The organism is Blastococcus carthaginiensis (assembly GCF_030731085.1).
GTDB classification, from domain to species: domain Bacteria; phylum Actinomycetota; class Actinomycetes; order Mycobacteriales; family Geodermatophilaceae; genus Blastococcus; species Blastococcus carthaginiensis.
Genome location: NZ_JASNFN010000005.1, coordinates 166,904 through 188,267, shown reverse-complemented (window position 1 = coordinate 188,267; position 21,364 = coordinate 166,904). Strand labels below are relative to the sequence as shown.

The window sequence follows — 21,364 nt, the reverse complement described above, 5'->3', positions numbered from 1 at the left end:
CCGACCCGACCCGCGAACGACAGCACACACGCCCGGCCCGTCCCGCGAACGACAGCGCGCGCGGCACGTACCCGCGAACGACAGCGCCCCCGCCCGGGGATCCGGACGGGGGCGCGGTGTTGATCAGGTGATCAGAGCGGGGTGACGTTCGCAGCCTGCGGGCCCTTCTGGCCCTGCTCGATGTCGAACGCGATCCGCTGGCCTTCATCGAGCGAGCGGTACCCGCTGGACTGGATGGCCGAGTAGTGGACGAAAACGTCCGGGCCGCCGCCGTCGGGGGTGGCGAAGCCGAACCCCTTCTCCGCGTTGAACCACTTGACAGTTCCTTCGGGCATTGCTCGCTCCTAGCTGAGGTGGTGCATCGGGGTCCTGCCATAGCGCAGGGCCTTCCCGACGCGCCAACCCTAGCCGTCGATCACCGGATCGGGACACCGGTGCGGCAGAACTGTGACCTGCGACTCTTCTGCGGGTGGTCCGGCGGTCAGAGCAGGCGGCCCGGTCCCTCGGGGAAGTCGGGCGCCACGCGCCGTTCCCGGCGGGTCCACGCGGGCCCGTAGGCGCCGACCGAGTACGGGTCGCGCGCGGGCGTGGCGGCCGGCAGGGCGAGTGGCTCCGAGCGCCACGAGCGGACGCCGATCGGCCGGTCCACGAGGAACGCCGGGGGCGCCGGCGGGCGCAGCCGGGCGACCGCCGCCGGGGACCAGCGGCGCAGCAGGAGCTGCCCGGTCAGCAGGACGGCGAGGGTGATCGAGACGGTGAGGAAGGCGTCGGTGACCGCGGTCGCGATGTCGAGGGCGGTGATCCGGGGCCAGCCGATGCTCTCCAGCCGGTGCCCGACCATCTCGACGACGACGTACAGCACGCCGTACGCCAGCAACCAGATCCTCACCCGTGCTCCTCCGCCGTGGTCGACAGGTGCATCGACCACCGCTACCCCCCGCTGGAGCGCCCGGCGGCGTCCGGACGCCGGTGCTCACCCGTCCGGGGGAGCGGCGCCGTCCGGGCGGAGGACGGCGGTGGGCAGCGGTGCACGGCCGTGCGGTCTTGCGGTTTTCCTGCGCTTCCCTCGGGACCGCCCTGCGGGTGCTCCCCGACAGTGGGACCTGCCGGACGGATCCGGCGCACCACCGATCCAGGAGGACCACCATGCAGCAGCTCGTCGCCCCGCCCGTGCCCGCCCGCACCGCCGTCCCGGCCGGTGCCGTCTTCCTGCGCGACGTGGAGGACCTGCACGACGCCGACCTGGACCAGCTCCTCGCCGACCGCCTCGCCGAGTCCGCCGACGCGCTCCGCGCCGCGGTGACCGCCGCCGAGCTCGCGCGGCAGATCGGGCAGCCGGGCGCCCTGCGGGCGCACCACCTCGGCGACGCCGCGCACCGGCTGGCCGGCTGACCCGGCGGGCGCACGCCGACGGGCCGCCCCTCACCCCTCCGGGTGGGAGGCGGCCCGTTCCGGTCCTACCGGGGGCCGGAGCTGCCGATGCCCGTCCCGCGTCGTCGGGCGACCGGCGGCCCGCCGTTCGGCGGGACACGCCACGGCGATGTGCGGTTTCCGCTGATCGCCGCGCTAGCTTCCGCCCGGGCGCAACGACGCCCGCACGTCCCGTTCCCAGTGGAGGACCCCATGACCGACCCACAGCACGACCGGCCCGAGGAGAGCACCCAGGCCGACGTCACGCTCGTGGCGCGCGGCCTGACGGCGACGGCGCAGGTGGAGGTCTCCAACGAGAACACCATCGTCGTCCGCCCCCTCGGCGAGGGGACGGAGTGGAAGCGGGCGATCAAGCCCGGGGACCCGGTCGCCCTCTACTGGGTCAGCGGGTACGAGGAGCGCTCCCTGCCCGCGAAGATCACCAGCGTCGAGGTCGGCGAGGAGCCGCTGTGGCACCTCGTCCCCACCGGGCCGGCGGAGCGCAGCCAGCGCCGGCGCACGGTGCGCGCCCGCGTCGAGGTCCCGGTGGTCATGCCGTGGCTCGACGGTCTGCTCGTCGGCTCCACGGTCGACCTCAGCGAGGCCGGGCTCCGTGCCCTGGTGGATGGGTGGGGGCTGCCCCCGGAGCCAGGCACGCGGGCCCACATGACCCTGACGATCGGCGACGACACCGTCGACGTCCGCGGTGCGGTCGTCCGCCAGCAGGTGCAGGGGGCGCGGTGGCTGCTGTCCATGCAGTTCCACGACGTCGAGGAGAAGGACGCGGACGTGCTGCGCCGGCGGGTCTTCCAGGCGCTGCGCGAGGAGCGCGCGGCCGCCCTGGACTGAGGGTCGCGCTCGGTCACGGCCGGGGCGGGGCCGCCGGCGTCAGGTCGTGGGGGCGTCCGGCACCAGCGCCAGGACGACGGCCTCGCCCGGGTGCAGGACCAACTCGGCCGGTGATCCGGTGCCGCCCTGGACCGGGGACCCGGTCCGTCCCGGGTCCGTGGACACGAGGACGGCGCAGCGCGCGCCCGGGATGCCGGGGACGAGCAGCGGCCGGGGGTCCGTGGCGAAGTTGACGGCGGCGAGCAGCCGTTCACCGGGCCCGGTGCGCAGCCAGGCCAGGACGTCGGGGCCGGCGTCGAGCAGGTGCTGGTCGCCGGCCCGCAAGGCTGCGGACTCGGCGCGCAGCCCGCCGAGCCGGCGGACCAGGGACAAGGTCGAGCAGGGATCGGCGGCCTGGCTCTCGACGCACAGCTGCTCGGCCTCGCGGGCCAGCGGCAGCCACGGCTCCCCGGTCGTGAAGCCGGCGCCCGGGCCGGCCAGTGACGGCGGCCGCCAGGGCAGCGGTGCCCGTCCGGGGTCGCGGCCGTCGACGTCGACGACCCGGTCGGGCGGGATCTCGGCGTCGGGCAGACCGAGCTCGTCCCCCTGGTAGAGGAACGGCGTCCCGCGCAGCGCGGTCAGCATCAGCGCGACGGCCCGCGCCCGGGCCTGCCCGGAGCCGCCGTCGTCGTAGCGCGTGGCGATCCGGGAGTGGTCGTGGTTGCCGAGGAACCAGGCCGGCCAGGCATCCGGCTCGGCCAGCGCCTCGAACTCCGCGATGACGTGCCGGAAGGCGGCGGCGTCCCAGGGCAGGTGCAGGAAGACGAAGTTGTGCGCCATGTGCAGCTGGTCGTCACCGCTGAGGTAGTCGACGACGCGCCGCTGGTCCAGCAGGTACACCTCGCCGACGATCATCCGGTCCGGGTACTCGTCCACCACCCGCCGGATGCCGCGGAGCCGCTCGTGCGCGACCGGCTCCCAGTCCTGGTCGTGGCGCCGGTCGGAGCCGGCGTTGCTGCGCAGCAGCGGGTCCTTGCCCAGCCGCTGCAGCGCGTCGATGCGCAGTCCGTCGACGCCCCGGTCCAGCCAGAACCGGACGACGTCGTGCATCGCCGCCTCGACCGCGGGGTTGTCCCAGTTCAGGTCCGGCTGCTGCGGCGTGTAGGAGTGCAGGTACCACTGGCCGGTGTGCTCGTCGTGGCTCCATGCCGGGCCGGCGGCGGCGAACTCCGAACGCCAGTCGTTGGGCGGGCCGCCGTCGGGTGCGCTGTCGCGCCAGACGTACCAGTCGCGCCTGAGGTCGTCCCGGCTCGACCGGGAGGCGAGGAACCAGGGGTGCTGGTCGGAGCTGTGGTTGGGCACCCAGTCCAGGACCACGCGGATGCCCCGTGCGTGGCAGTCGGTGATCAGCCCGTCGAGGTCCTCGAGGGTCCCGAACACCGGGTCGACGTCGCAGAAGTCGGCCACGTCGTAGCCGGCGTCGAGCATGGGGGAGGTGAAGACCGGGGAGAGCCAGACCGCCGTGACGCGCAGGTCGGCCAGGTGGTCGAGGTGTGCACGCAGGCCGCGGAGGTCACCCACGCCGTCGCCGTCCCCGTCGGCGAACGACCGGGGGTAGACCTGGTAGATGGCGCCGCGTTGCCACCACGGGGGCGAGCTCACCCCGGCAGCCTAGGGTCGGTCCGCGGAGGCCGCGCACGACGTCCTGAGCCCCTCCGACCCGTCGGTCCCGGGCCGGCGTGCGCCCTGGTCAGTCGTCCGCGCCGGCGGGTCTGCGGGCGCGGCTGGGCTGCACCCGCATCGGCTCGCCGGCATCTTCGGGATGTGGCACACGAAAGCGCTGTTCACAGCGGCGAAAGCGCAGGTCGCTGATGAGCGTAAGTAGGGGAGTTGTCGGGCGAATCTTCGCTCCCCAGATCGCCCAGAATCTCTCCCGTCGCGCCATCGCGACCTTGACTCGAGGTAGTCGGGGACTCGCTGCCGCACGAGCCCTGCGCTGTTGGACGTCGGCACGCGCGGGAGCCTGACGACTGGCTCCGAGCGCGGCGGGCCCGTTGCGTCGGGCAGTCGTCACTGCGTTCGCCGAAGTACGGGCCGTGTTGATGCGGGTGCCGGTCTGCTGCTCCTACTTCCTCTCCGGCCGGCTGGCGGCGTGACTGCCGCCGGACGTCTTCCGCCGGGCCTTGGCCGACTGCAGAGCGAGGCGAGTGAAGTAGGCCTTGCGCGCGTGCACCGCTCGCGGGACTGCCGCACGAGCAGGTGACAGGTTGGGTCAGGCAGCCTGAGCGGCCAGTGTGGGAACGATGATCTCGTACTCGATGGGCGTCAGTCGACCAGAGCGTCCTGGCGGCGTCGGCGGTGGTAGGTCTGCTCGATCCAGGTGACGATCGCGATCCGCAGCTCTTGACGGTTGCGCCAGGGTCGGCGGTCGAGCACGTTCTTCTGCAGCAGCGCAAAACTCCATGGCCGCGTTGTCGCCGGCCGCACCGACTCGGCTAATCGACCCGGACAGCTGATGCCGGTCCAGGGCGTGAACATATTTTCGGCTGTGGAACTGCCGCGGTCCGAATGCAGGATGCAGTCGGCCACGTCGGCCACGTCGGCCACGTCGGCCACGTCGGCGCCGTCGGCATGGCGCCGGGCGACGGCGGTGTCGAGCGCGGTGACCGCAAGCCGGGACTTCATCCGGGAGTCGATGGAGTAGCCGACGATCCGGTTGGAGTGCACGTCCTTGATCGCGCGCAGGTAGAGCTCGCCCTCGGCGGTGCGGTGTTCTGTGATGTCGGTCAACCACACGGCGTTGGGCGCCTCGGCGCTGAACACCCGGTTGACCTGGTCGTCGTGGACCGGCGGCCCAGGCCTGCCGCCCTTGCCCCGGCGGGGCTTGCCGGACACGCTCCACCACCGGTTGGTCGAGCAGATCGCCTTGCGGTGCGCGTCGCCATAAACTGCCCGCCGGCGGCGGCCTCGTCGACGAGCAGCCGGTAGCCGAAGTCCGGGTCGTCCCGGTGGGCGTCGAACAGCGCGTTGGCCCGGTGAGCTTGGGCAAGTTCGCTGGCGGTGATCGGGGCGGTCGGCCACCGGTAGTAGGGCTGGCGGCCGATCTTGAGGACCCCGCACGTCACCGCGACGGGGATTCCGTCGGCGGCGAGCTCACGGACGAGCGGGTAGATCATCTTCCCGGCAGGTTAACCTGCGACAGATTCGCCGCCGCCCGGCGCAGGACCTCGTTCTCCTGCTCGAGCAGACGGAACCGCTTACGGGCCTCACGGAGGTCGGCGTTCTCCGCCGCCGTCGTCCCGGGCTTGACGCCGTCCTCAACGTCGGCGGCCTTCATCCAGTTCGTCAGGCAGGACTCGCTGATCCCGAACTCGTCAACGAGCAGCACGCCGATGCGGTGGCCGCGGCTTCGTCGTCGTGGATCTCGGCGTAGGCCGCCCGGCTGTGGTCGTCGATCAGGGTGTGCGCGAACGCAGTGGGGGCGCGACCCCGACCCGGTCGGCGATCGCCACCGGGCCCAGCCGCTGCTTCCACCCCAGATGCATGATCCGGCGCACCACCGGCGCCGGCGTCTGCCGGGGACTGGAGTGCGGCGGGACCTGCGATCGACCATCCCCGCCGGCCCCTAGATGCGGTAGCGGTCGGCCTAGCGTTTGGCCGTGGGCCAGGCGACGTTGAGCACCGCCTCGGCGTAGGAGATCGACCAGCCATCCTCCGACCACGCCGCGCGCGAGCCGCAGACGGTGGCGTGGGTCCGCGCGGCAGGAGCGTGAGACAGGAGGACCTCCGAAGCTCCTGGAATGGGTGCCTTCGACAGCTCACTCCACGCCCGGAGGTCCTCCCCGGACAAGATCAATCAGACCGTGTCGTCACACGTCCTCGACCAACGTCTCCGGTCAGTACATCTAGATGGGACGGGCACTGCTGGGGTCGCGAGGCGGCCGCAGCGCTCCAGCGGCCGCGGTAGCCCGGAGGACGGGGGTCCGTCAGATCCGAGCTACGGGTTCACGTCATCCCATCTAGTCGACCGAGAACGTGATCACCTCGGGGACCAGGATGCAGACCGCGAGAGCCACGGCGTAGACGACGAAGTATGGCGCGACTCCGCGGAACACGGTGAGCACCTTCAAGCTCTTGTCGAGGCCCGAGACGATGAAGACGTTCACCCCCACCGGTGGTGTCACCGCTCCCAAAGTCGTGATCAGGGTGACCACGATGGTGAACCACACCAGGTCGTAGCCGAGCGCGGTGATGAGCGGAAAGAAGATCGGGATGCTGATGACCAGAAAGCCCAATGCGTCCATCAGCGCCCCGCCGACCAGATAGATCGTGATCACGATGAGGAGTACCACGACACGGGGCACGGCAAGCCCGGCCGCCCACTCGGCCAGGTCGAACGGTAGCCGGGTCACGGCCATGAACCGGCCGAAGACGACGGCGCCGGCGATGAGCAGGACGACCATTGCGGAGGTGTGGAGCGTCTGGCTCACGGCGGTCTGAAAGCCTTTGATCGACAGGGACCGAGTGGCGATGCCGATCACGATGGCGCCGAAGGCGCCGACGGCCGCGGCCTCTGACGGCGTGAACCAGCCCGCGAACATTCCGCCGAGTGCCACTGCGAACAGGATCACGGTCTCGCTGACACCGCCGAGCGAACGAAGGCGTGTCCGGAGATCGGCCCTCGGTCCGGGGGGGCCCAGTTGAGGCCGGCGCCAGCAGATGAGGACCGAGGTGACGACCAGGAGCAGGCCGATCAGCACGCCCGGCAACAGTGCAGCCTGGAAGAGGGTGCTGATCGACTGCTCGGACTGGACGGCGATGATGATCAGCGCTGTCGAGGGCGGGATGAGCACGCCGAGCGTGCCACCGATCGCGACCGCGCCGCCCGCTACGGCCGGGTCGTACCCGTACCTCTTCATTTCGGGTAGTGCTACCGAGCCCATCGTGGCGGTGGCGGCGGCGTTTGAGCCGGACACCGCCGAAAAGCCGACGCTGGCCAGGATGGTGGTCGCCGCGACGCCACCTGGCAGGTGGCCGATCCATGTGTAGGCGGTGGCGAAGAGCCGACTGCTGATGCCAGCGTGGAAGATCACCAAGCCCATCAGGATGAACAGCGGCACCACGGCCATGGTGTAGGAGGAGAACTGGCGGTAGACGTCGGCCGCGACCAGTTGCAGGGATGCCTCCGGGCCGATCACCAGGATCACGCCGATCATCCCGGTAGCGAGCATGGCGAAGGCGATCGGGACACGCACCATCATCAGTGCGAGCATGACCGCGATGCCGACGACGGCAAGCAGAGTGGGGCTCATGTTCAGTTCCTGTCCGAAGCCGCGACTCAGAAGATGCTGATGCTGGGGTCGTCGGATGTCCTGGACAGCCATGCCTTCGCGGCGTCGGCGACCAGCGCCACGATGAGGCCGAAGACGCCCACCACCACAGTCAGCACCGTGGGCCACAAGGGAAGGCCCAAGGCGTCTGTCATCGACCCGGAGCTGCGCATGTTGAGGGTGTACACGACCAGACTCACGGCGATCTGCACGAACAGTGCGGCCGAGGCAAGGGCGATGACCGCGCCGACGGCCCGCCGAACGCCCTTGCGCCAGGACTTGAAGATGAGGTCGATGGACACGTGGGCGCCTTCTGTCTGAGCAGCGCCCAGAGCGAGTCCGAAGACGGGCACGGCGAGCATCGAGACCAGCTCCACCGAACCTTCCAGCGAGGAGCCGAACGCTCGAAGCACGATGGCCGCGATCAGGACGAGCATCAAGCACATCAGTGCGACCCCGGCCAGGGCAGCCAGGCCTCGGTTGAGTACCCGGCTGCCCCGGACGAACGGGTCCAACACGCTCACTCGGCGGTCTCCCCGGCCAGCTCACGCATCTTCGCGAGGACCGCGGCTGGGTCGAAGCCTGCGTCGGCGTGGCCGGCGACCCAGCGGTCGGCTTCGCTCTCCATCGCGCTCTCCCATCCCTCCGGGTCGGTGACCTCGACGGTCTCGACGCCCTCTGCGAGGGCGTAGGCCAGCGAGGACTCGATGTTCTCCTCGTCGTGGTAGGTCGCCGTCCATTCCGACATCTCCGGGCGGAGGTCCCTGATGACCTCCTGGACGTCCTCGGGCAGCTCGGCGAACCGGTCCTTGTCCATCACGGCCACGAACCCGGCGGCGATACCCATCGGGTAGTCGGTGATGTAGCGGATGTGCTCCGCCATGCCGAGGTCCTCGAGCTGGTCACGCGAGGTCACGTAGCCCTCGACCACGTTGGTGGCCAGCGCCTCACTCACCTCGGAGGTGGGCAGCGCGACCGGTGTGGCCCCCATCTCCTGGATGAGAGAGTTCATCGACCCCGGGACTCGGATCGACTTGCCCCCCAGGTCGTCGAGAGACGCGACCCGTTCCTTGGTCTGCAGGTAGCCGGCCTCGGTCGTGAAGGCCGTGATGATCTCGTAGTCGGCGAACTCCTCCGGCTCCAGCTCGGTGAGGAGATCGAGGAAGACGCGACTCGCCGTCTGGGAGTTCTCCATCCCGATGGGAACGGAGATCACCGAGGACACCGGGAATCGGCCGACGTCGTACGAAGGCAGGTCCAGCCCGACGTCGACGGTGCCGCTGCTCACCCCGTCATAGATGTCACCCGCGCCGAGCAGCGTCCCGCCGGGGAAGAGCTCCACCTCCACCTGGCCGTCGGTGCGCTGCTCCAGTTCCTCAGCCCACTTGACCATCTGCTGCCCTGGGAAGGACTCCTCAGGGGCGAAGAAGGCATAGCGGAGGGTGATGGGCTCATCGCCGCCTCCGCCGCCGCCGTCTCCACCGCCGCTGCTGCCACCGGCACCGGCGGTGCAGGCAGTCAGGGCGAGGGACGACGCGGCCAAGCTGGTCAGAATCACACGAAAGCGGGACACGGTTGCTCCTTCTAACTCGATGATCGAGAAGCGGCGGCGGGCACTGTAGGCGAGGACACGGTGGCCGAGGTCGTCGAACCACTGGCTGGGTGAGCATTGCTTTGCCGCGGCCTGCAGCCTGCGAGGCTCCAGGGCCGCAGGACTGGTACCGCGACGGAATTCGTTCAGTGCAGTCGGAAGGCGGACGCAGCGGTCGCGTCGCGAAGGGCCCTTGGGCTTGTGGTGCCGAGAGTGTTCGCCGTCACAGGCGTCCACTTCAAATAGGTCTTTTGGGTCGCCGGCATCGGATTATGCGATCCGACCGGCCTCTTGGCGGTCGCGCCACGACCACCGGGACCCGGCACCTGGGTGGCCCGCGGACGTAATTCGGCGTCTGGCTTCGACGCCCCGGGCGGGCGGCTCACCCGAGGGCTGCTTCTGTCCCCGGTCTTGCGGCGTCGTCAGGCGACCAAGCACGGTGCCGGTCGCATACCCACCGCGGTTCAATGGCAAGGCTCGTGCGGGTGCTCGCCTGCCCCGGGTCGGCGTCGCAGCTCCACCGGCTCGACCGTGGAACGCGGCGCTCCTTGCCGGCGGTCGTCGCGCCTTGCGATGGCGGTGAGAGGCGCCCCTGGGCTCCGGGCCCATCCCCGGAGTGCCATCAGGGTGCTGCGCTGTCGCCCGGCAGAGGGCTGTCCGGTCGAGGCGCCGTCAGAGCGGCTGCAGCCGCGCGACATTCCTCGGTGAACACCTGCATGCGCCGATTCGGCCTGACGCCCGCCACGCTGAGCAGGCCGATCGTGATCTCCTCGGCGTCCGTGATCGCAACCGCCTGGACCTCACCCTCCCGTGACGCGGGGAACCGGGGTCGCTGGTTGAGGATCGCGAAGCCGCTACCGGCCGCAACCAGGCCCCTCATGGTCTCGAAGTTGGTGGTGCGCAGGATCTCCGGGGGCTCGACATCCACGCGCTGCAGCATGCCCATCATGAACTGGCTCGTCTCCGTGAGATCCAGCATGACCAACGGCGCTGCCACGAGTTCCCGCAGCATGGCGGATCTCCGACCTGCCACGGGGTGCTGTGCGGAGACCAGCGCATACGGCCGGACACGAGCGACAGGCTCGAAGGTCATGTCCTCACCGATGGCGAGCCCATACGTCAGAGCGATGTCGCAGGCACCCGACCGCAGCGCCGCCTGCAGCGTCGCACCGTCACCCTCCAGGACCTCGACGGTCATGCCTGGGTGCGCGGCGCGGAGGCGAGGGAGGACCTGGGGGACGTAGAACGGCGCCAGCGTGACGAAGAAGCCGGCACTCAGGGGTCCGGCCAGTCCGACTTGCATGTCCTCGCCTGCCTGCTGCAGCTCGGCGGCCTGACGCAGCAGTTCCCGGGCGCGCTGTAGGAGTTGGTGGCCGCCCGGGGTCAGTGTGATGCCCCGGGCGGGATTGCGGATGAACAGATCGCACCCGAGGTCCCGTTCCAGCCGCTGGATGGCCGTCGACATCCCTGACTGGGATGTGTGCAGGCGGGCGGCGGCGGCCGAGATGTTCCCCGTTTCCGCTGCGGCGACGAAGTACTGCACCTGGGCGAGCGTGAAGCGCGGACGCGGATGCAACGGTCGACCTCCCATCGCAGTAGGCGATGCGCTTGGCCCAAAACAACTGTTTGAAGCAGGCGGGTGTGAGCGCGAACACTGTTCGTAGCACATCCGCTCGACGAGGAGCTCCGTCGACCGTGACTGGCGCAGCCTCCCCACCGACGAAGAAGACGAAGACCCAAGGAGCCGTGATGACGCTGACCCACGATGACCCCGAGGTCGCGAGCCGGGCGAGTGCCGCAACCTTCGACGAGGTGCTCGCCGAGCTGGCCGAGCGCCGCGACGAGTTCCGCGAGCAGCGTTACGTCTCCCCCGAGTTCGTGAGCCGGCTCAAGGAGCTCGGTCTCTACCGGGCCGCGACGCCGGAGCAGTTCGGCGGCGAGACGATGCCTCCGGCCGACTTCCTCAAGGCGATCGAGCGGATCTCGACGGTCGACGGCTCGACCGGCTGGGTGGCGAGCTTCGGCTCCCAGCTGGTCTACCTTGGCTCGCTCCCGCTGGAGAGCCAGGCCGAGCTGTACGCCGACGGTCCCGATGTGGTCTTCGCCGGCGCGCTGTTCCCGATCGGGCAGGCGACCCCGACCGAGCGCGGCTTCACCGTCAACGGGCGTTGGAAGTTCGCCAGCGGCTGCATGGCTGCCGACACGATCTGCGTCGGCATCCCCGGCGACGACTCGACGTCCGGGAAGCCCCGTGGCGCGCTGATGCCACCCCACCGCTTGGAGATCATCCAGGAGTGGGACGTCGTCGGCATGCAGGGGACCGGTTCGTTCGACCTGGTCGCCCGGGACGTCGAGGTGGACCGGGAATGGACGTTCATCCGCGGTGGGGAGTCTGTCGTCGACGAGCCGCTCTACCGCTATCCCGCAATCACCTACGCAGCTCAGTCCCTCTCCGTCGTCTCCGCCGGCGTCGCCCGGGCCGCCCTCGACTTCGCCGAGGAGGTGGGCAGCGGCCGGGCCAGCATCACCGGTGCCCCGAAGCTGGTCGACCGGGCGTACTACCGCGCCGGCATCGCCGAGGCCGAGGCCGCGCTCCGCTCGGCCCGCGCCTACTTCTACGAGGCCGCCGATGAGGCCTGGGAGACGTTGGTCGGCGGTGGCCTGGTCAGTGACGGGCAGAACGCACATCTGCGGCTCTCCGCCGCCCACCTGGCTCGGGTCTCCGCGGACGTCGTCCACAAGATCGTCTCCCTCTCGGGCACCGCCGCCATCTACCGGGACCACCCGTTGCCGGCCCTTCTCGGTGACGCGCTGGTGCCGCAGGAGCACGCCTTCCTCAGCCCGGCGATGTACGACGCCGCCGGGGCTGTCTTCATGGGCCAGCCGGCGACCGTGCCGGCGTTCCGATGAGCGCCCGTCTGCGTTCGGTACCAGGGAGGAGAGAGGACGACATGCGCTTCCTACCGGCGGATGAGGGCCTGCAGACCACGTTCCGCGAGGTGATGGCCGGCGTGGCGACGCCGGTGTCGGTCGTGACCTCGATGGCCGACGGACTCCCGCACGGATCGACCGTGAGTGCCTTCACCTCCCTGTCCATGGACCCGCCCATGGTCCTGGTGTCCTTGGATCGCAATTCCGGTCTGCTCGCCCTCATCCGGCAGGCGGGCAGGTTCGGCATCAACATCCTCGGGGCGACGCAGTCGTCGGTGGCGCTGGCCTTCGCCAAGAAGGGCGGACCGGGCAAGTTCAACGGGATGCGTTGGAACGTCGACCACGGTGTGCCCCGTCTGCCCGGAGCCCCGGGCTGGCTGGCGTGCACCGTCGCCGAGATGGTGGACGGCGGGGACCACGTCGTCGTCCTCGGGAATGTCGCGGTGGCCGAGACTGCCGCCGGTGAGCCGCTCACCTATCACGGACGGGCCTTCGGCACCCACGCGGTCCTGGACGCGGTCTCGTGAACCCGTGGCTGTCGGCCGAGGCGGTGCAGCACGCCGTTGCGGCTCTCGCTGACGGCCGGATGGTCATCGTCGTCGATGACAGCGACCGGGAGGACGAGGGTGACCTGGTCATGGCTGCCGAACTGATCCGAGATGACCAGATGGCTTTCCTCGTCCGGCACACGACCGGCATCGTCTGTGCGCCGATGCCTGCAGAGCGGGCCGAGGCTCTGCGGCTGCCGCAGATGGTGTCGGACAACACCGACGCACACGGCACGGCTTTCACGGTCACCGTGGACCACGTCGACACGGGCACGGGTGTCAGCGCCGCCGACCGGGCGACCACGGTGCGCGCACTGACCGCAGAGGGCACGCGGCCGGACCATCTGCGGCGTCCCGGGCACGTCTTCCCCCTGGTGGCTCGAGCGGGCGGCGTGCTCGCGCGGGCCGGGCACACCGAGGCCGCCGTGGACCTGGCCCGGATGGCGGGGTTGTCGGGTGTTGCGGTGATCGGGGAGATCGTCGACGAGGACGGATCGATGCGTCGGGGAGCCTCGCTGCATCGCTTCGCGTCCGACCACGGGCTACCCGTCCTGGCCATCGCGGACCTGGTGCGGCATCGACGAGCGACGGAACGCATGGTCGAGTTGGTCGGGGCCGCGCAGATGCCCACCGAGTTCGGCTCGTTCCGTGCACTTGCCTACCGCAACACCGTCGACGGCACCGAACACCTGGCGCTCGTCATGGGTGACGTCGCCGGTGCCGCCCGAACCCACGAAGGGGCCTTGGTCCGCGTCCACTCGGAGTGCCTGACCGGCGACATCCTGGGCTCGCTCCGCTGCGACTGCGGCGGCCAACTGGAGGCGGCACTGGCCGCGATCGCGGCCGAGGGGTGCGGTGCTGTGGTCTACCTCCGGGGTCATGAGGGGCGTGGCATCGGGCTCGGTCACAAGATCCGTGCCTATGCGCTGCAGGAGCAGGGGCTCGACACGGTCGACGCGAACACCGCTCAAGGCCTGCCCGTGGACTCCCGGGACTACGGAGTGGGCGCCCAGATCCTGAGCGATCTGGGAGTCACCCGCGTACGGCTCATCACCAACAACCCGGCGAAGTACGGCGGGCTGGCCGGTCACGGCATCGTCGTCGTCGGCCGCGTAGCCGCACCGGTGCGCGAGAACCCGCACAACGTGCGTTACCTCCGGACCAAGCGCGACCGGATGGGGCACGCCCTCCCCGCCGGGACGGGGGCTGACCGTCCCGCTGGGTCGGGCGCCGGCGGCAAGGTGGTGGAGCAAGGGGCCGCAACCCCCGAGAAAATGTCTGCCGCCATCACGTAGCCGGTCAGCGCGACCAGCGTCGCCGAGCGCCCGGCGATGCTGTTCGGAGCCTTCCGCTCCACCAGGCAGAAGGACCGAACAGGCGACGTCGGCGACGGTAGACGGCCGGGGCACAGCCCGGGACCCTGCTCCCACTGCGCCAGCTCCGAGGAGACCTCGCTCGACGAGTACATGGGCCGAGGTGGCGAATCGAGCCCGCGGATCCTCTATGCCGACCGGACCGGCGCGATCCCGTCCGGAGCCGCAGCAGCGATGCCGTCCTAGCCCGAGGCGAGGCCGCCGTGGCCCCGAGGGCGTCCACCTGGCAGGCTCGGCTGAACTATCCGGTTCCGCCCGGACATCCCCATCTCGACGGAAGAAGCTCGTGTCGCGCAGTTCGAACACCTCAGCGGCCGACGACAGCCTCGGCGGCGGGCCGTCCACCCGCGAGCGCCTGCTCCGAGCTGTCATCGACATCGCAGGCAGGGAGGGGGTCCACATGGTGACCCACCGCTCGGTTGCTGCGCGGGCGGACGTTACGCACGGCCTGGTACGGCACTACTTCGGCACGCGTCAGGCGATGCTGGCCGAGGCGCTGCACGTGGCTGTCGGCGAGGACATCAACGACGTCCGTCTGGTCACGGGCGACGTCGACACCTTCGCCGAAGGCCTGGCCTCACCCAACGAGGAGGTCTGGTCGAGGCGGGCGCTGCAGTTCGAACTGGCCCTCAACGGGATCCGTGGAACCGTGGACGTCGCGCTCGCCCGCGAGTCCTACAACGGTTACCTCGCGGAGATCGGCAAGACTCTGGCGGCGCTGGGGATCGAGGATCCGGACGGTTCGTGGGAAGCGGTGTTCTTCGCCATGCTGGACGGCTTGGTGCTGCAGCATGGAGTATTCGACTCAACGCTTCGGACAGAGGCCGCCCTGGAGCGGGTCCGGGACCTCCTTCGGTTCCTGTCGACGAGCTCGCGCACTTCTGCCACCGGGCACCCGACCGGTACGTAGATCCGTGGCCGCGAGGCGTCATGCGTCAGCGCGGACGACGGCGGCCGCTCCGCCTCTCAGGTGGCGCAAAGGACGAGGTAGCCGGGACACCAGGCGGCTCGACCGTTCCGGACGGTCATCCCGACGCCGGCTCCTCCCGACCCACGCGGCGAGGGTGCTCGTACGCCCCCTCGGTCCGGTCACCGGACCGCTCCCGTGCCCCGCCGCTGTCAGGTCGTGCCAGGTTGTACTGCGCCCGCAATCGAGAAGGAGACCCCCTGTGCACAAGACCCAACTGCTCATCGGCGAGGACTGGGTGGACGCCTCGGCGGGAGCCACGGCGGATACCGTCGATCCCGCGAGCGGTGAGGTCGTCGGCGTCTTCGCCGACGGCACCGCGGCCGACGTCGATGCGGCCGTCGCGGCCGCGCGCGCAGGGTTCGAGTCCGACGCGTGGCAGTCGCTGTCCCCGGACGCACGCGGCAAGCTGCTGTGGAAGGTCGCCGAGCTGATCGAGGAGAACGGTCAGGAGCTCGCTGCTCTCGAGACGATGGACCAGGGCCAGCCCATCTTCATCAGCAGCAACGTCAACGTCCCGCTCGCCGCCCAGGTGTTCCGGTACTACGCCGGCTTCGCGACGAAGATCGAGGGCAAGGTCTCGCCGGTCTCCATCCCGAACCAGCTGATCTACCAGCAGCGGGCGCCGCTCGGTGTCTGCGGCCTCATCACTCCGTGGAACTTCCCGCTGGCCATCGCTGCCTGGAAGTTGGCGCCGGCTCTCGCCACGGGCAACGCCGCCATCCTGAAGCCTGCCGAGCAGACCCCGCTGTCCACCGTCCGTCTCGCCGAGATCTGCCGGGAGGCGGGCATCCCGGCGGGTGTGGTCAACCTGGTCACCGGCGGTCCGGAGGCGGGGCAGGCGCTGGTCGCGCACCAGGGCGTGGACATGATCTCCTTCACCGGCTCGACCGCCGTGGGCCAGGAGATCGTCAAGGCCTCCGCGCGCGATCTCAAGCGGCTCGGGCTCGAGCTGGGTGGCAAGGCCGCCAGCATCATCTGCGACGACGCGGACGTGGACGCCGCCGTGACGGGCAACCTGCAGGGCGCGTTGTTCAACACGGGTCAGGCCTGTGGCGCGTTCACCCGCTTCCTCGTGCACCGCTCGCGGGTCGACGAGTTCACCTCCAAGCTCGCCGCGGCCGCCGACTCCCTGCCGATCGGCCCGGGCCGAGACCCGGAGACGTTCGTCGGCCCGCTGGTCTCCGAGGAGCACCTCAACCGCGTCGCCGGCTACGTCGCGTCGGGCCGCGACCAGGGGGCGGAGCTCGTCACCGGTGGCGAGCGCGTCGGTGGTGACCTGGAGCGAGGCTTCTTCTACCGCCCGACCGTCTTCGCCGGCGTGCAGAACGACATGACCATCGCCCAGGAGGAGATCTTCGGACCCGTCCTGTCCGTCATGCCCTTCGACGACATGGACGAGGCGCTCTCGATCGCCAACAGCACCGTCTACGGCCTGGTCGGCGTGGTCTGGACGCAGGACCTGCGGACCGCGCACACCCTTCCCCAGCGGATCAACGCCGGCACGGTGTTCGTCAACCAGCTCCCGCTCATCGACCCGGGCGCCCCGTGGGGTGGCCTCGGCCTCAGCGGCTGGGGCCGGGAGCTGGGGGCCTACTCGATCGACGAGTTCACCGAGACGCGGTCCGTCTTCATCAACCTGGCCTGACCGACTTGCCGAATCCCGGCACCGGCAGGTCCCGAGCAGCTCCGCCGGGTGGGTGCCACCCGATCCCGCCGAGGAAGGAACCACCCATGCACAGCCCCCTCTTCGACGCACTGACGGCCGAAGAGATACGCAGCGTATCGGCGATCGTCCGCAAGGCAGGCATCGGTGGCGATCGGCCCGGCTTCGCGGCGGTCTTCACCGACGAGCCGGACAAGGCACGACTCCGGGCCGGCGAGGCCGTGGGTCGCCGGGCTCGTGCGATGGTCCTCGACCGCACGTCCGCTGCCAGGTACGACGTGCGCGTGGACCTCGATACCGAGAAGGTGGTCTCCTCGGCGCAGCTCGTCGACGGTGGACCTCCGATGCTCATCGAGGACGTTGCCATCGTCGCGGAGGTGGCCAAGGCCGACGATCGGTACGTGGCTGCACTGGCCAAGCGGGGGATCACCGATCTCGACTCAGTGCAGCTGGATCCGTTCGGCGCCGGCAACCGGGCGGACATCGACCTCGACGGCCGACGTCTGTGGTGCGCGGTGTCCTACCACCGCCACTTCGAGGACGACAACGGCTACGCCCACGCCGTCGAGGGCCTCGTCGTCATCGTGGACACAGTCCGGCGCGAGGTCTACGCGGTCGAGGACGCCGGCGTGAAGCCGATGAACCCGACCTGCGACAACTACACGGCCGAGCACAACCAGCCGATGCGCAGCGATGTGGCGCCGCTGGATATCACCCAGCCGGAGGGGGTCGGGTTCCGGCTCGACGGCCCGGAGATGTCCTGGCAGAAGTGGCGCTTCCGGATCAACATGCATCCGCTCGAGGGCCTGGTCATCTCCGGGGTGGAGTACCAGGACGGCGACGAGTACCGCTCGGTCATGCACCGCGGCTCCCTCGCGGAGATGCTGGTGCCCTACGGCGACCCCGACGACGCGCACTACTGGCGGAGCGCGTTCGACGTCGGTGAGTACGGCCTCGGCCGTCTCGCCAACTCGCTGCTGCTGGGGTGCGACTGCCTCGGCGAGATCGTGTATCTCGACGCGGTGGTGGCCGACGACGACGGTGAGCCGTCGGTCATCGAGAACGCGATCTGCATTCACGAGGAGGACGCCGGGATCCTCTGGAAGCACACCGACTGGGTGACCGGCAAGGTCGACGTCCGCCGCTCCCGGAAGCTCGTCGTGAGCTTCATCGCGACCGTCGGGAACTACCACTACGGGTTCTACTGGAACTTCTTCCAGGACGGTCACATCGAGGTCGACACGAAGCTGCTGGGCATCGTCCAGACACGGGCCATCGCGCCTGGTGAGGTGCCGGCCCACGCCACCCCGATCGCGGAGAACCTGGCGGCGACGTACCACCAGCACCTGTTCTCCTTCCGCCTCGACATGGAGGTGGACGGGTGGCAGAACACCGTTTACCAGAACGACGTCGGGGGGACACCGGTCGGGCCGGCCAACCCACACGGGAATGCCATCAGCGTCACGAAGACGATGATCGCCCGCGAGAACGACGGCGACGGCTTCACGAACCCGCAGAGCGCGCGCAACTGGGTTGTCGTCAATCCGAACAAGCGGAACCGGTGGGGTCTCCCCGTCGGGTACAAGCTCCTCCCGGGCTGGGCCTCGGACACGTTGATCGCCCAGGAGCCGTCGCTGATGGTGAAGCGCGCGGGGTTCGCCACGAAGAACGTGTGGGTGACGCCCTACTCTCCGGAGGAGATGCGTTCGGCCGGAGAGCACCCGAACGGTGACCGATCCGGTGCCGGGCTGCCCGCCTGGACCGCCGCGGATCGTCCCGTGGAGAACACCGATGTCGTCCTCTGGCACACCGTCGGTGTGACGCACATCCCGCGGTCCGAGGACTGGCCGGTCATGCCGACGGAGATCGCGAGCTTCATGCTCCTCCCGACCAACTTCTTCGACCGGAACCCCGCGCTCGACGTTCCGGCGAACGAGCCTCGGCACGGCAGCGGCGACGACTGCTGCCACTCATGAGAACGATGGACACTGGACGGGGCGCGCGTCCCGGCGACGAGTCGTTCCCGCCGCCTCCCGGGCGATGACGATCGGCGGCGGCGGGTGCTGGTCCCTCCTGACCGAGTGGCGATTTCACCGCCGGTGCCGCGCCGCGCCGCGCCGAGAGGACGTGGACGGCGTGCGGAGCGGCGAGGCGGCTTGACCGACCAGTCCCGACGGGCGCGGATCAGCGGGCGGTGTAGCCGCCGTCCACCATCACCACGCTGCCTGTGGTGTAGCCGGACTCCGCGGCCAGCAGTGGGACGATTGCGTGCGCCACTTCGGCCGGGGTTCCCCAACGGCCGACGGGGATCGCCGCCGTGAAGGCCTTCTGTGCCGCATCGTCGCCCGCGGCGTCGCCTTCGTTCATCGGGGTGCCTACCGGTCCCGGGGCGACGCAGTTGACCGTGACGCCCGAGGACGCCAGCTCGAGGGCGATGGAGCGGGTCAGCGCCGCGACGGCGCCCTTGGTGGCCGCGTATCCGCCTCTCGCCGGCGCCCCGGTCGAGCCCAGCACCGACCCGACCGTGACGATGCGCCCGTAGCCCCTGGCCACCATCCCGGGCGCCACGGCTCGCAAGGCCAGCCACGTGCCCAGCACGTTCGTCTCCCACGCGCTGCGGAACTCCTGGAGGGGAAGGTCGACGAGCGTTCCGCGGGCGAGGCGGCCAGCGGCGGTGACGAGCCCGTCGACGGCGCCCCACATCGACTCCGCCTCGGCCACGACCGCGCTCAAGCCGTCGGGATCCGTGGTGTCGACGGCCGCCGCGAGGACGCCGGCACCGCCGGCACCCGTCGTCAGGGCGGACCTCGCCGCCTGCGCACGGCCGGTGTCGCGGCCGAGGACGACGACGGGGCGCCCCTGGGTGACGAGGTTCGTCGCAACGGCCAGTCCGATGCCGCTCGTCCCACCAGTGACCAGGACTGCGCCGCTGCCGGGACGCAGGGGACTACCGCTCTCCACATCCACCACCGTTGGATTCTCCCCGATCGACCGTGCCTGCCCGGGCGCCAGGGATCAGTCCCAGAGCGGGAACCGTGGAGCACCCAGATCGATGTCGACCACCTTGCTGGCGCTGTATTCGAGGAGCGTCTCCCTCGACAGTTCCCGCCCGAACCCGCTGTCCTTCACCCCGCCCATGGGCATCCCCGCGGGAAGGTCGAACCACTTATTCACCCAGACGATGCCGGACTCCAGTGCCTGCGCCATCGAGTGGGCCCGAGCCAGGTCCTTGGTCCAGACGCCTGCCGCCAGGCCGTACCGGGTGCTGTTCGCGCGGGCGACCGCGTCGTCGTAGTCGGTGAAGGTCTCTGCCACGGTCACCGGACCGAAGACCTCCTCGGACGTGACGGCCGAGCCGCCGTGCGGGTCGAGCAGGAGAGTCGGCCGCAGGAAGAACCCGTCGGCATTGGCAGTCGGCAGCTCGAGCGTCTCGTCACCCGCCAGGACCTCGACTCCTTCGGACCGAGCTCGCTGGAGAGTTGAGACGACACGCTCGAAGTGCGGACGGGACACGAGCGGTCCGACCTGCGTCGTCGGGTCGAGCGCGTCGCCCACCCGGATGGAGCGCGCCGTCGTGGCGAAACGGTGGAGGAACTCGTCGGCCACGTCGACGTGCAGCAGCAGCCGGGACGAGGCGATGCATGCCTCCCCGTTCGCCAGGTAGATGCCCATCAGGGCGTCCGCGACCGCGCGATCCACGTCGGCGTCCTCGGCCACGATCATGGCGCTCTTGCCGCCCAGCTCCATGATCGTGGGCGTCAGCGACTCGGCCGCGGTCGCCATGATCTTCCGGGCTGTCGCACCACCACCGGTCAGCGTCACCTTGGCCACATCACGATGCCCGACGAGTGCCGCACCGACTGCCGGCCCGTCCCCGGTCACCACGTTGAGCACGCCAGGCGGAAGCAGGTCCTCCACCAGCGAGACGAACTCGAGGATGCTCGCCGACGCGAACTCTGACGGCTTGACGACCATGGTGTTGCCGCAGGCCAGGGCTGGGGCGAGCTTGTTGGCGAGCGTGATGATGGGGGAGTTCCACGGCAGGATGGCCGCGATGACCCCGAGCGGCTCCCGCGTCGTGTAGACGAGGCTGTGCGGGTCCTCGACCGGGATCTGTTCACCGTGATGGTCCCGGACGATCCCGGCGAAGAACCGGTAGATCGCTGCGGTGGACGGCACGTCGGCGAGGGCGACCTCGCGAACCGGTCGTCCGTTCTCCGTCGGCAGCAACCGGGTCCAGCGATCGGCGGAGGCTTCAACCCGGTCCGCGATCGCGCCGAGGATCCGTTGCCGGGTGGCGAGGCTGGAGCGGCTCCAAGCGGGGAGAGCCGCCCAGGCTGCCGCGACTGCGTCGTCGACCTGCTGCCGCGAAGCTTGCCCGATCAGCGCCCACGGCCGCCCGAGGCTCGGGTCGACCGTCTCGAAGGTCGCCTCTGTCGGCACCCAGCGTCCACCGATGTGCAGTCGGTAGGTCCCTTCGGGTTCGAATCTCGGCACTGCGGTCAGGGTCTCGGCGGTCATCGATCTCCTCGGTGTACCCGGAATGGGAGGGCAGAGCCTGCTCCGCGGGAGCGTGGCAGGCAACGGTGTGGTCCCGGTGACCGGACCGAGCAACGTGCCGTCCTGCACCGCGTTCGTCAAGAGTTCCCACGCCCCCGCCGGAGCCTGTACTCCGCGAGGGAGGGAAACGCGGAGGAGACGAGGAGTTAACGACGCCAAC

Annotated in this window: 18 protein-coding genes and 1 pseudogene; 8 read left to right on the top strand and 11 right to left on the bottom strand. The window is 70.1% G+C overall.

Annotation, left to right across the window (positions count from 1 at the left end):
- Positions 1-131: 131 nt before the first annotated feature.
- Positions 132-335: a cold-shock protein gene (locus QOZ88_RS07855; RefSeq protein WP_014377016.1), complete on the bottom strand. Its 204-nt coding sequence runs from the start codon at positions 333-335 to the stop codon at positions 132-134.
- 146 nt (positions 336-481) lie between these two features.
- Complete coding sequence (locus QOZ88_RS07850) at positions 482-889, bottom strand: hypothetical protein (RefSeq protein WP_305999238.1); 408 nt, start codon at positions 887-889, stop codon at positions 482-484.
- A 257-nt stretch (positions 890-1,146) separates the two neighbouring features.
- Between QOZ88_RS07850 and QOZ88_RS07845 the strand changes: the two genes are divergently transcribed.
- Together QOZ88_RS07845 and QOZ88_RS07840 are read left to right on the top strand one after the other, a co-directional pair.
- Complete coding sequence (locus QOZ88_RS07845) at positions 1,147-1,392, top strand: hypothetical protein (RefSeq protein WP_305999237.1); 246 nt, start codon at positions 1,147-1,149, stop codon at positions 1,390-1,392.
- A 231-nt stretch (positions 1,393-1,623) separates the two neighbouring features.
- Complete coding sequence (locus QOZ88_RS07840) at positions 1,624-2,259, top strand: PilZ domain-containing protein (protein ID WP_305999236.1); 636 nt, start codon at positions 1,624-1,626, stop codon at positions 2,257-2,259.
- A 39-nt stretch (positions 2,260-2,298) separates the two neighbouring features.
- Here QOZ88_RS07840 and QOZ88_RS07835 read toward each other — a convergent pair whose 3' ends face one another.
- From QOZ88_RS07835 to QOZ88_RS07810, 7 genes and pseudogenes are all read right to left on the bottom strand, one after another.
- On the bottom strand, positions 2,299-3,900 hold the full coding sequence (locus tag QOZ88_RS07835; RefSeq protein ID WP_305999235.1) for an alpha-amylase family glycosyl hydrolase: 1,602 nt from the start codon (positions 3,898-3,900) through the stop codon (positions 2,299-2,301).
- Between the two features lie 610 nt (positions 3,901-4,510).
- Positions 4,511-5,118: pseudogene (locus QOZ88_RS23255) on the bottom strand (DDE-type integrase/transposase/recombinase); the annotation flags it as partial.
- 292 nt (positions 5,119-5,410) lie between these two features.
- Entirely contained in the window at positions 5,411-5,626 is a 216-nt protein-coding gene (locus QOZ88_RS23250; protein WP_454970545.1) for a transposase, read from the bottom strand.
- A gap of 631 nt (positions 5,627-6,257) precedes the next feature.
- The gene (locus QOZ88_RS07825) at positions 6,258-7,550 is read right to left on the bottom strand and encodes a TRAP transporter large permease (RefSeq protein ID WP_305999234.1); all 1,293 of its coding nucleotides are present in this window, start codon (positions 7,548-7,550) and stop codon (positions 6,258-6,260) included.
- A 26-nt stretch (positions 7,551-7,576) separates the two neighbouring features.
- Positions 7,577-8,092, bottom strand: a complete 516-nt coding sequence (locus QOZ88_RS07820) for a TRAP transporter small permease (protein WP_305999233.1) — start codon at positions 8,090-8,092, stop codon at positions 7,577-7,579.
- Positions 8,089-9,015 (bottom strand): TRAP transporter substrate-binding protein, encoded by a 927-nt coding sequence (locus QOZ88_RS07815; RefSeq protein WP_406568220.1) that lies wholly within the window; start codon positions 9,013-9,015, stop codon positions 8,089-8,091. Before QOZ88_RS07815 ends, QOZ88_RS07820 begins: the two co-directional genes overlap by 4 nt.
- A 766-nt stretch (positions 9,016-9,781) precedes the next feature.
- Positions 9,782-10,702: a LysR substrate-binding domain-containing protein gene (locus tag QOZ88_RS07810; protein WP_305999231.1), complete on the bottom strand. Its 921-nt coding sequence runs from the start codon at positions 10,700-10,702 to the stop codon at positions 9,782-9,784.
- Between the two features lie 206 nt (positions 10,703-10,908).
- Between QOZ88_RS07810 and QOZ88_RS07805 the strand changes: the two genes are divergently transcribed.
- The 6 genes from QOZ88_RS07805 to QOZ88_RS07780 all read left to right on the top strand — a co-directional run bounded on the left by QOZ88_RS07805 (position 10,909) and on the right by QOZ88_RS07780 (position 18,620).
- Positions 10,909-12,069, top strand: coding sequence for an acyl-CoA dehydrogenase family protein (locus QOZ88_RS07805; protein WP_305999230.1), 1,161 nt, complete (start codon positions 10,909-10,911; stop codon positions 12,067-12,069).
- A gap of 41 nt (positions 12,070-12,110) precedes the next feature.
- Positions 12,111-12,617, top strand: a complete 507-nt coding sequence (locus QOZ88_RS07800; protein WP_305999229.1) for a flavin reductase family protein — start codon at positions 12,111-12,113, stop codon at positions 12,615-12,617.
- Entirely contained in the window at positions 12,614-13,933 is a 1,320-nt protein-coding gene (locus QOZ88_RS07795) for a bifunctional 3,4-dihydroxy-2-butanone-4-phosphate synthase/GTP cyclohydrolase II (protein WP_305999228.1), read from the top strand. Before QOZ88_RS07800 ends, QOZ88_RS07795 begins: the two co-directional genes overlap by 4 nt.
- Positions 13,934-14,297: 364 nt before the next feature.
- The gene (locus QOZ88_RS07790; RefSeq protein WP_305999227.1) at positions 14,298-14,921 is read left to right on the top strand and encodes a TetR/AcrR family transcriptional regulator; all 624 of its coding nucleotides are present in this window, start codon (positions 14,298-14,300) and stop codon (positions 14,919-14,921) included.
- Positions 14,922-15,180: 259 nt separating this feature from the next.
- Positions 15,181-16,626, top strand: a complete 1,446-nt coding sequence (locus QOZ88_RS07785) for an aldehyde dehydrogenase family protein (RefSeq protein WP_305999226.1) — start codon at positions 15,181-15,183, stop codon at positions 16,624-16,626.
- Positions 16,627-16,712: 86 nt separating this feature from the next.
- Positions 16,713-18,620 carry a primary-amine oxidase gene (locus QOZ88_RS07780; protein WP_305999225.1) on the top strand — a complete coding sequence of 636 codons (1,908 nt, stop codon included), beginning with the start codon at positions 16,713-16,715 and terminating at the stop codon, positions 18,618-18,620.
- 208 nt (positions 18,621-18,828) lie between these two features.
- On the opposite strand, the gene QOZ88_RS07775 is transcribed toward QOZ88_RS07780, so the two are convergent.
- Both QOZ88_RS07775 and QOZ88_RS07770 read right to left on the bottom strand, forming a co-directional pair.
- The gene (locus tag QOZ88_RS07775) at positions 18,829-19,605 is read right to left on the bottom strand and encodes an SDR family NAD(P)-dependent oxidoreductase (RefSeq protein WP_305999224.1); all 777 of its coding nucleotides are present in this window, start codon (positions 19,603-19,605) and stop codon (positions 18,829-18,831) included.
- A 54-nt stretch (positions 19,606-19,659) separates the two neighbouring features.
- Positions 19,660-21,273, bottom strand: coding sequence for an aldehyde dehydrogenase family protein (locus QOZ88_RS07770; RefSeq protein ID WP_305999223.1), 1,614 nt, complete (start codon positions 21,271-21,273; stop codon positions 19,660-19,662).
- Positions 21,274-21,364 lie beyond the last annotated feature (91 nt).

Bases quoted from the DNA above. Each gene is read 5' to 3' on its own strand.
- QOZ88_RS07825 (WP_305999234.1), bottom strand. From the start codon at position 7,550: ATGAGCCCCACTCTGCTTGCCGTCGTCGGCATCGCGGTCATGCTCGCA.
- QOZ88_RS07800 (WP_305999229.1), top strand. From the start codon at position 12,111: ATGCGCTTCCTACCGGCGGATGAGGGCCTGCAGACCACGTTCCGCGAG.
- QOZ88_RS07855 (WP_014377016.1), bottom strand. From the start codon at position 335: ATGCCCGAAGGAACTGTCAAGTGGTTCAACGCGGAGAAGGGGTTCGGC.
- QOZ88_RS07805 (WP_305999230.1), top strand. From the start codon at position 10,909: ATGACGCTGACCCACGATGACCCCGAGGTCGCGAGCCGGGCGAGTGCC.
- QOZ88_RS07780 (WP_305999225.1), top strand. From the start codon at position 16,713: ATGCACAGCCCCCTCTTCGACGCACTGACGGCCGAAGAGATACGCAGC.
- QOZ88_RS07845 (WP_305999237.1), top strand. From the start codon at position 1,147: ATGCAGCAGCTCGTCGCCCCGCCCGTGCCCGCCCGCACCGCCGTCCCG.
- QOZ88_RS07840 (WP_305999236.1), top strand. From the start codon at position 1,624: ATGACCGACCCACAGCACGACCGGCCCGAGGAGAGCACCCAGGCCGAC.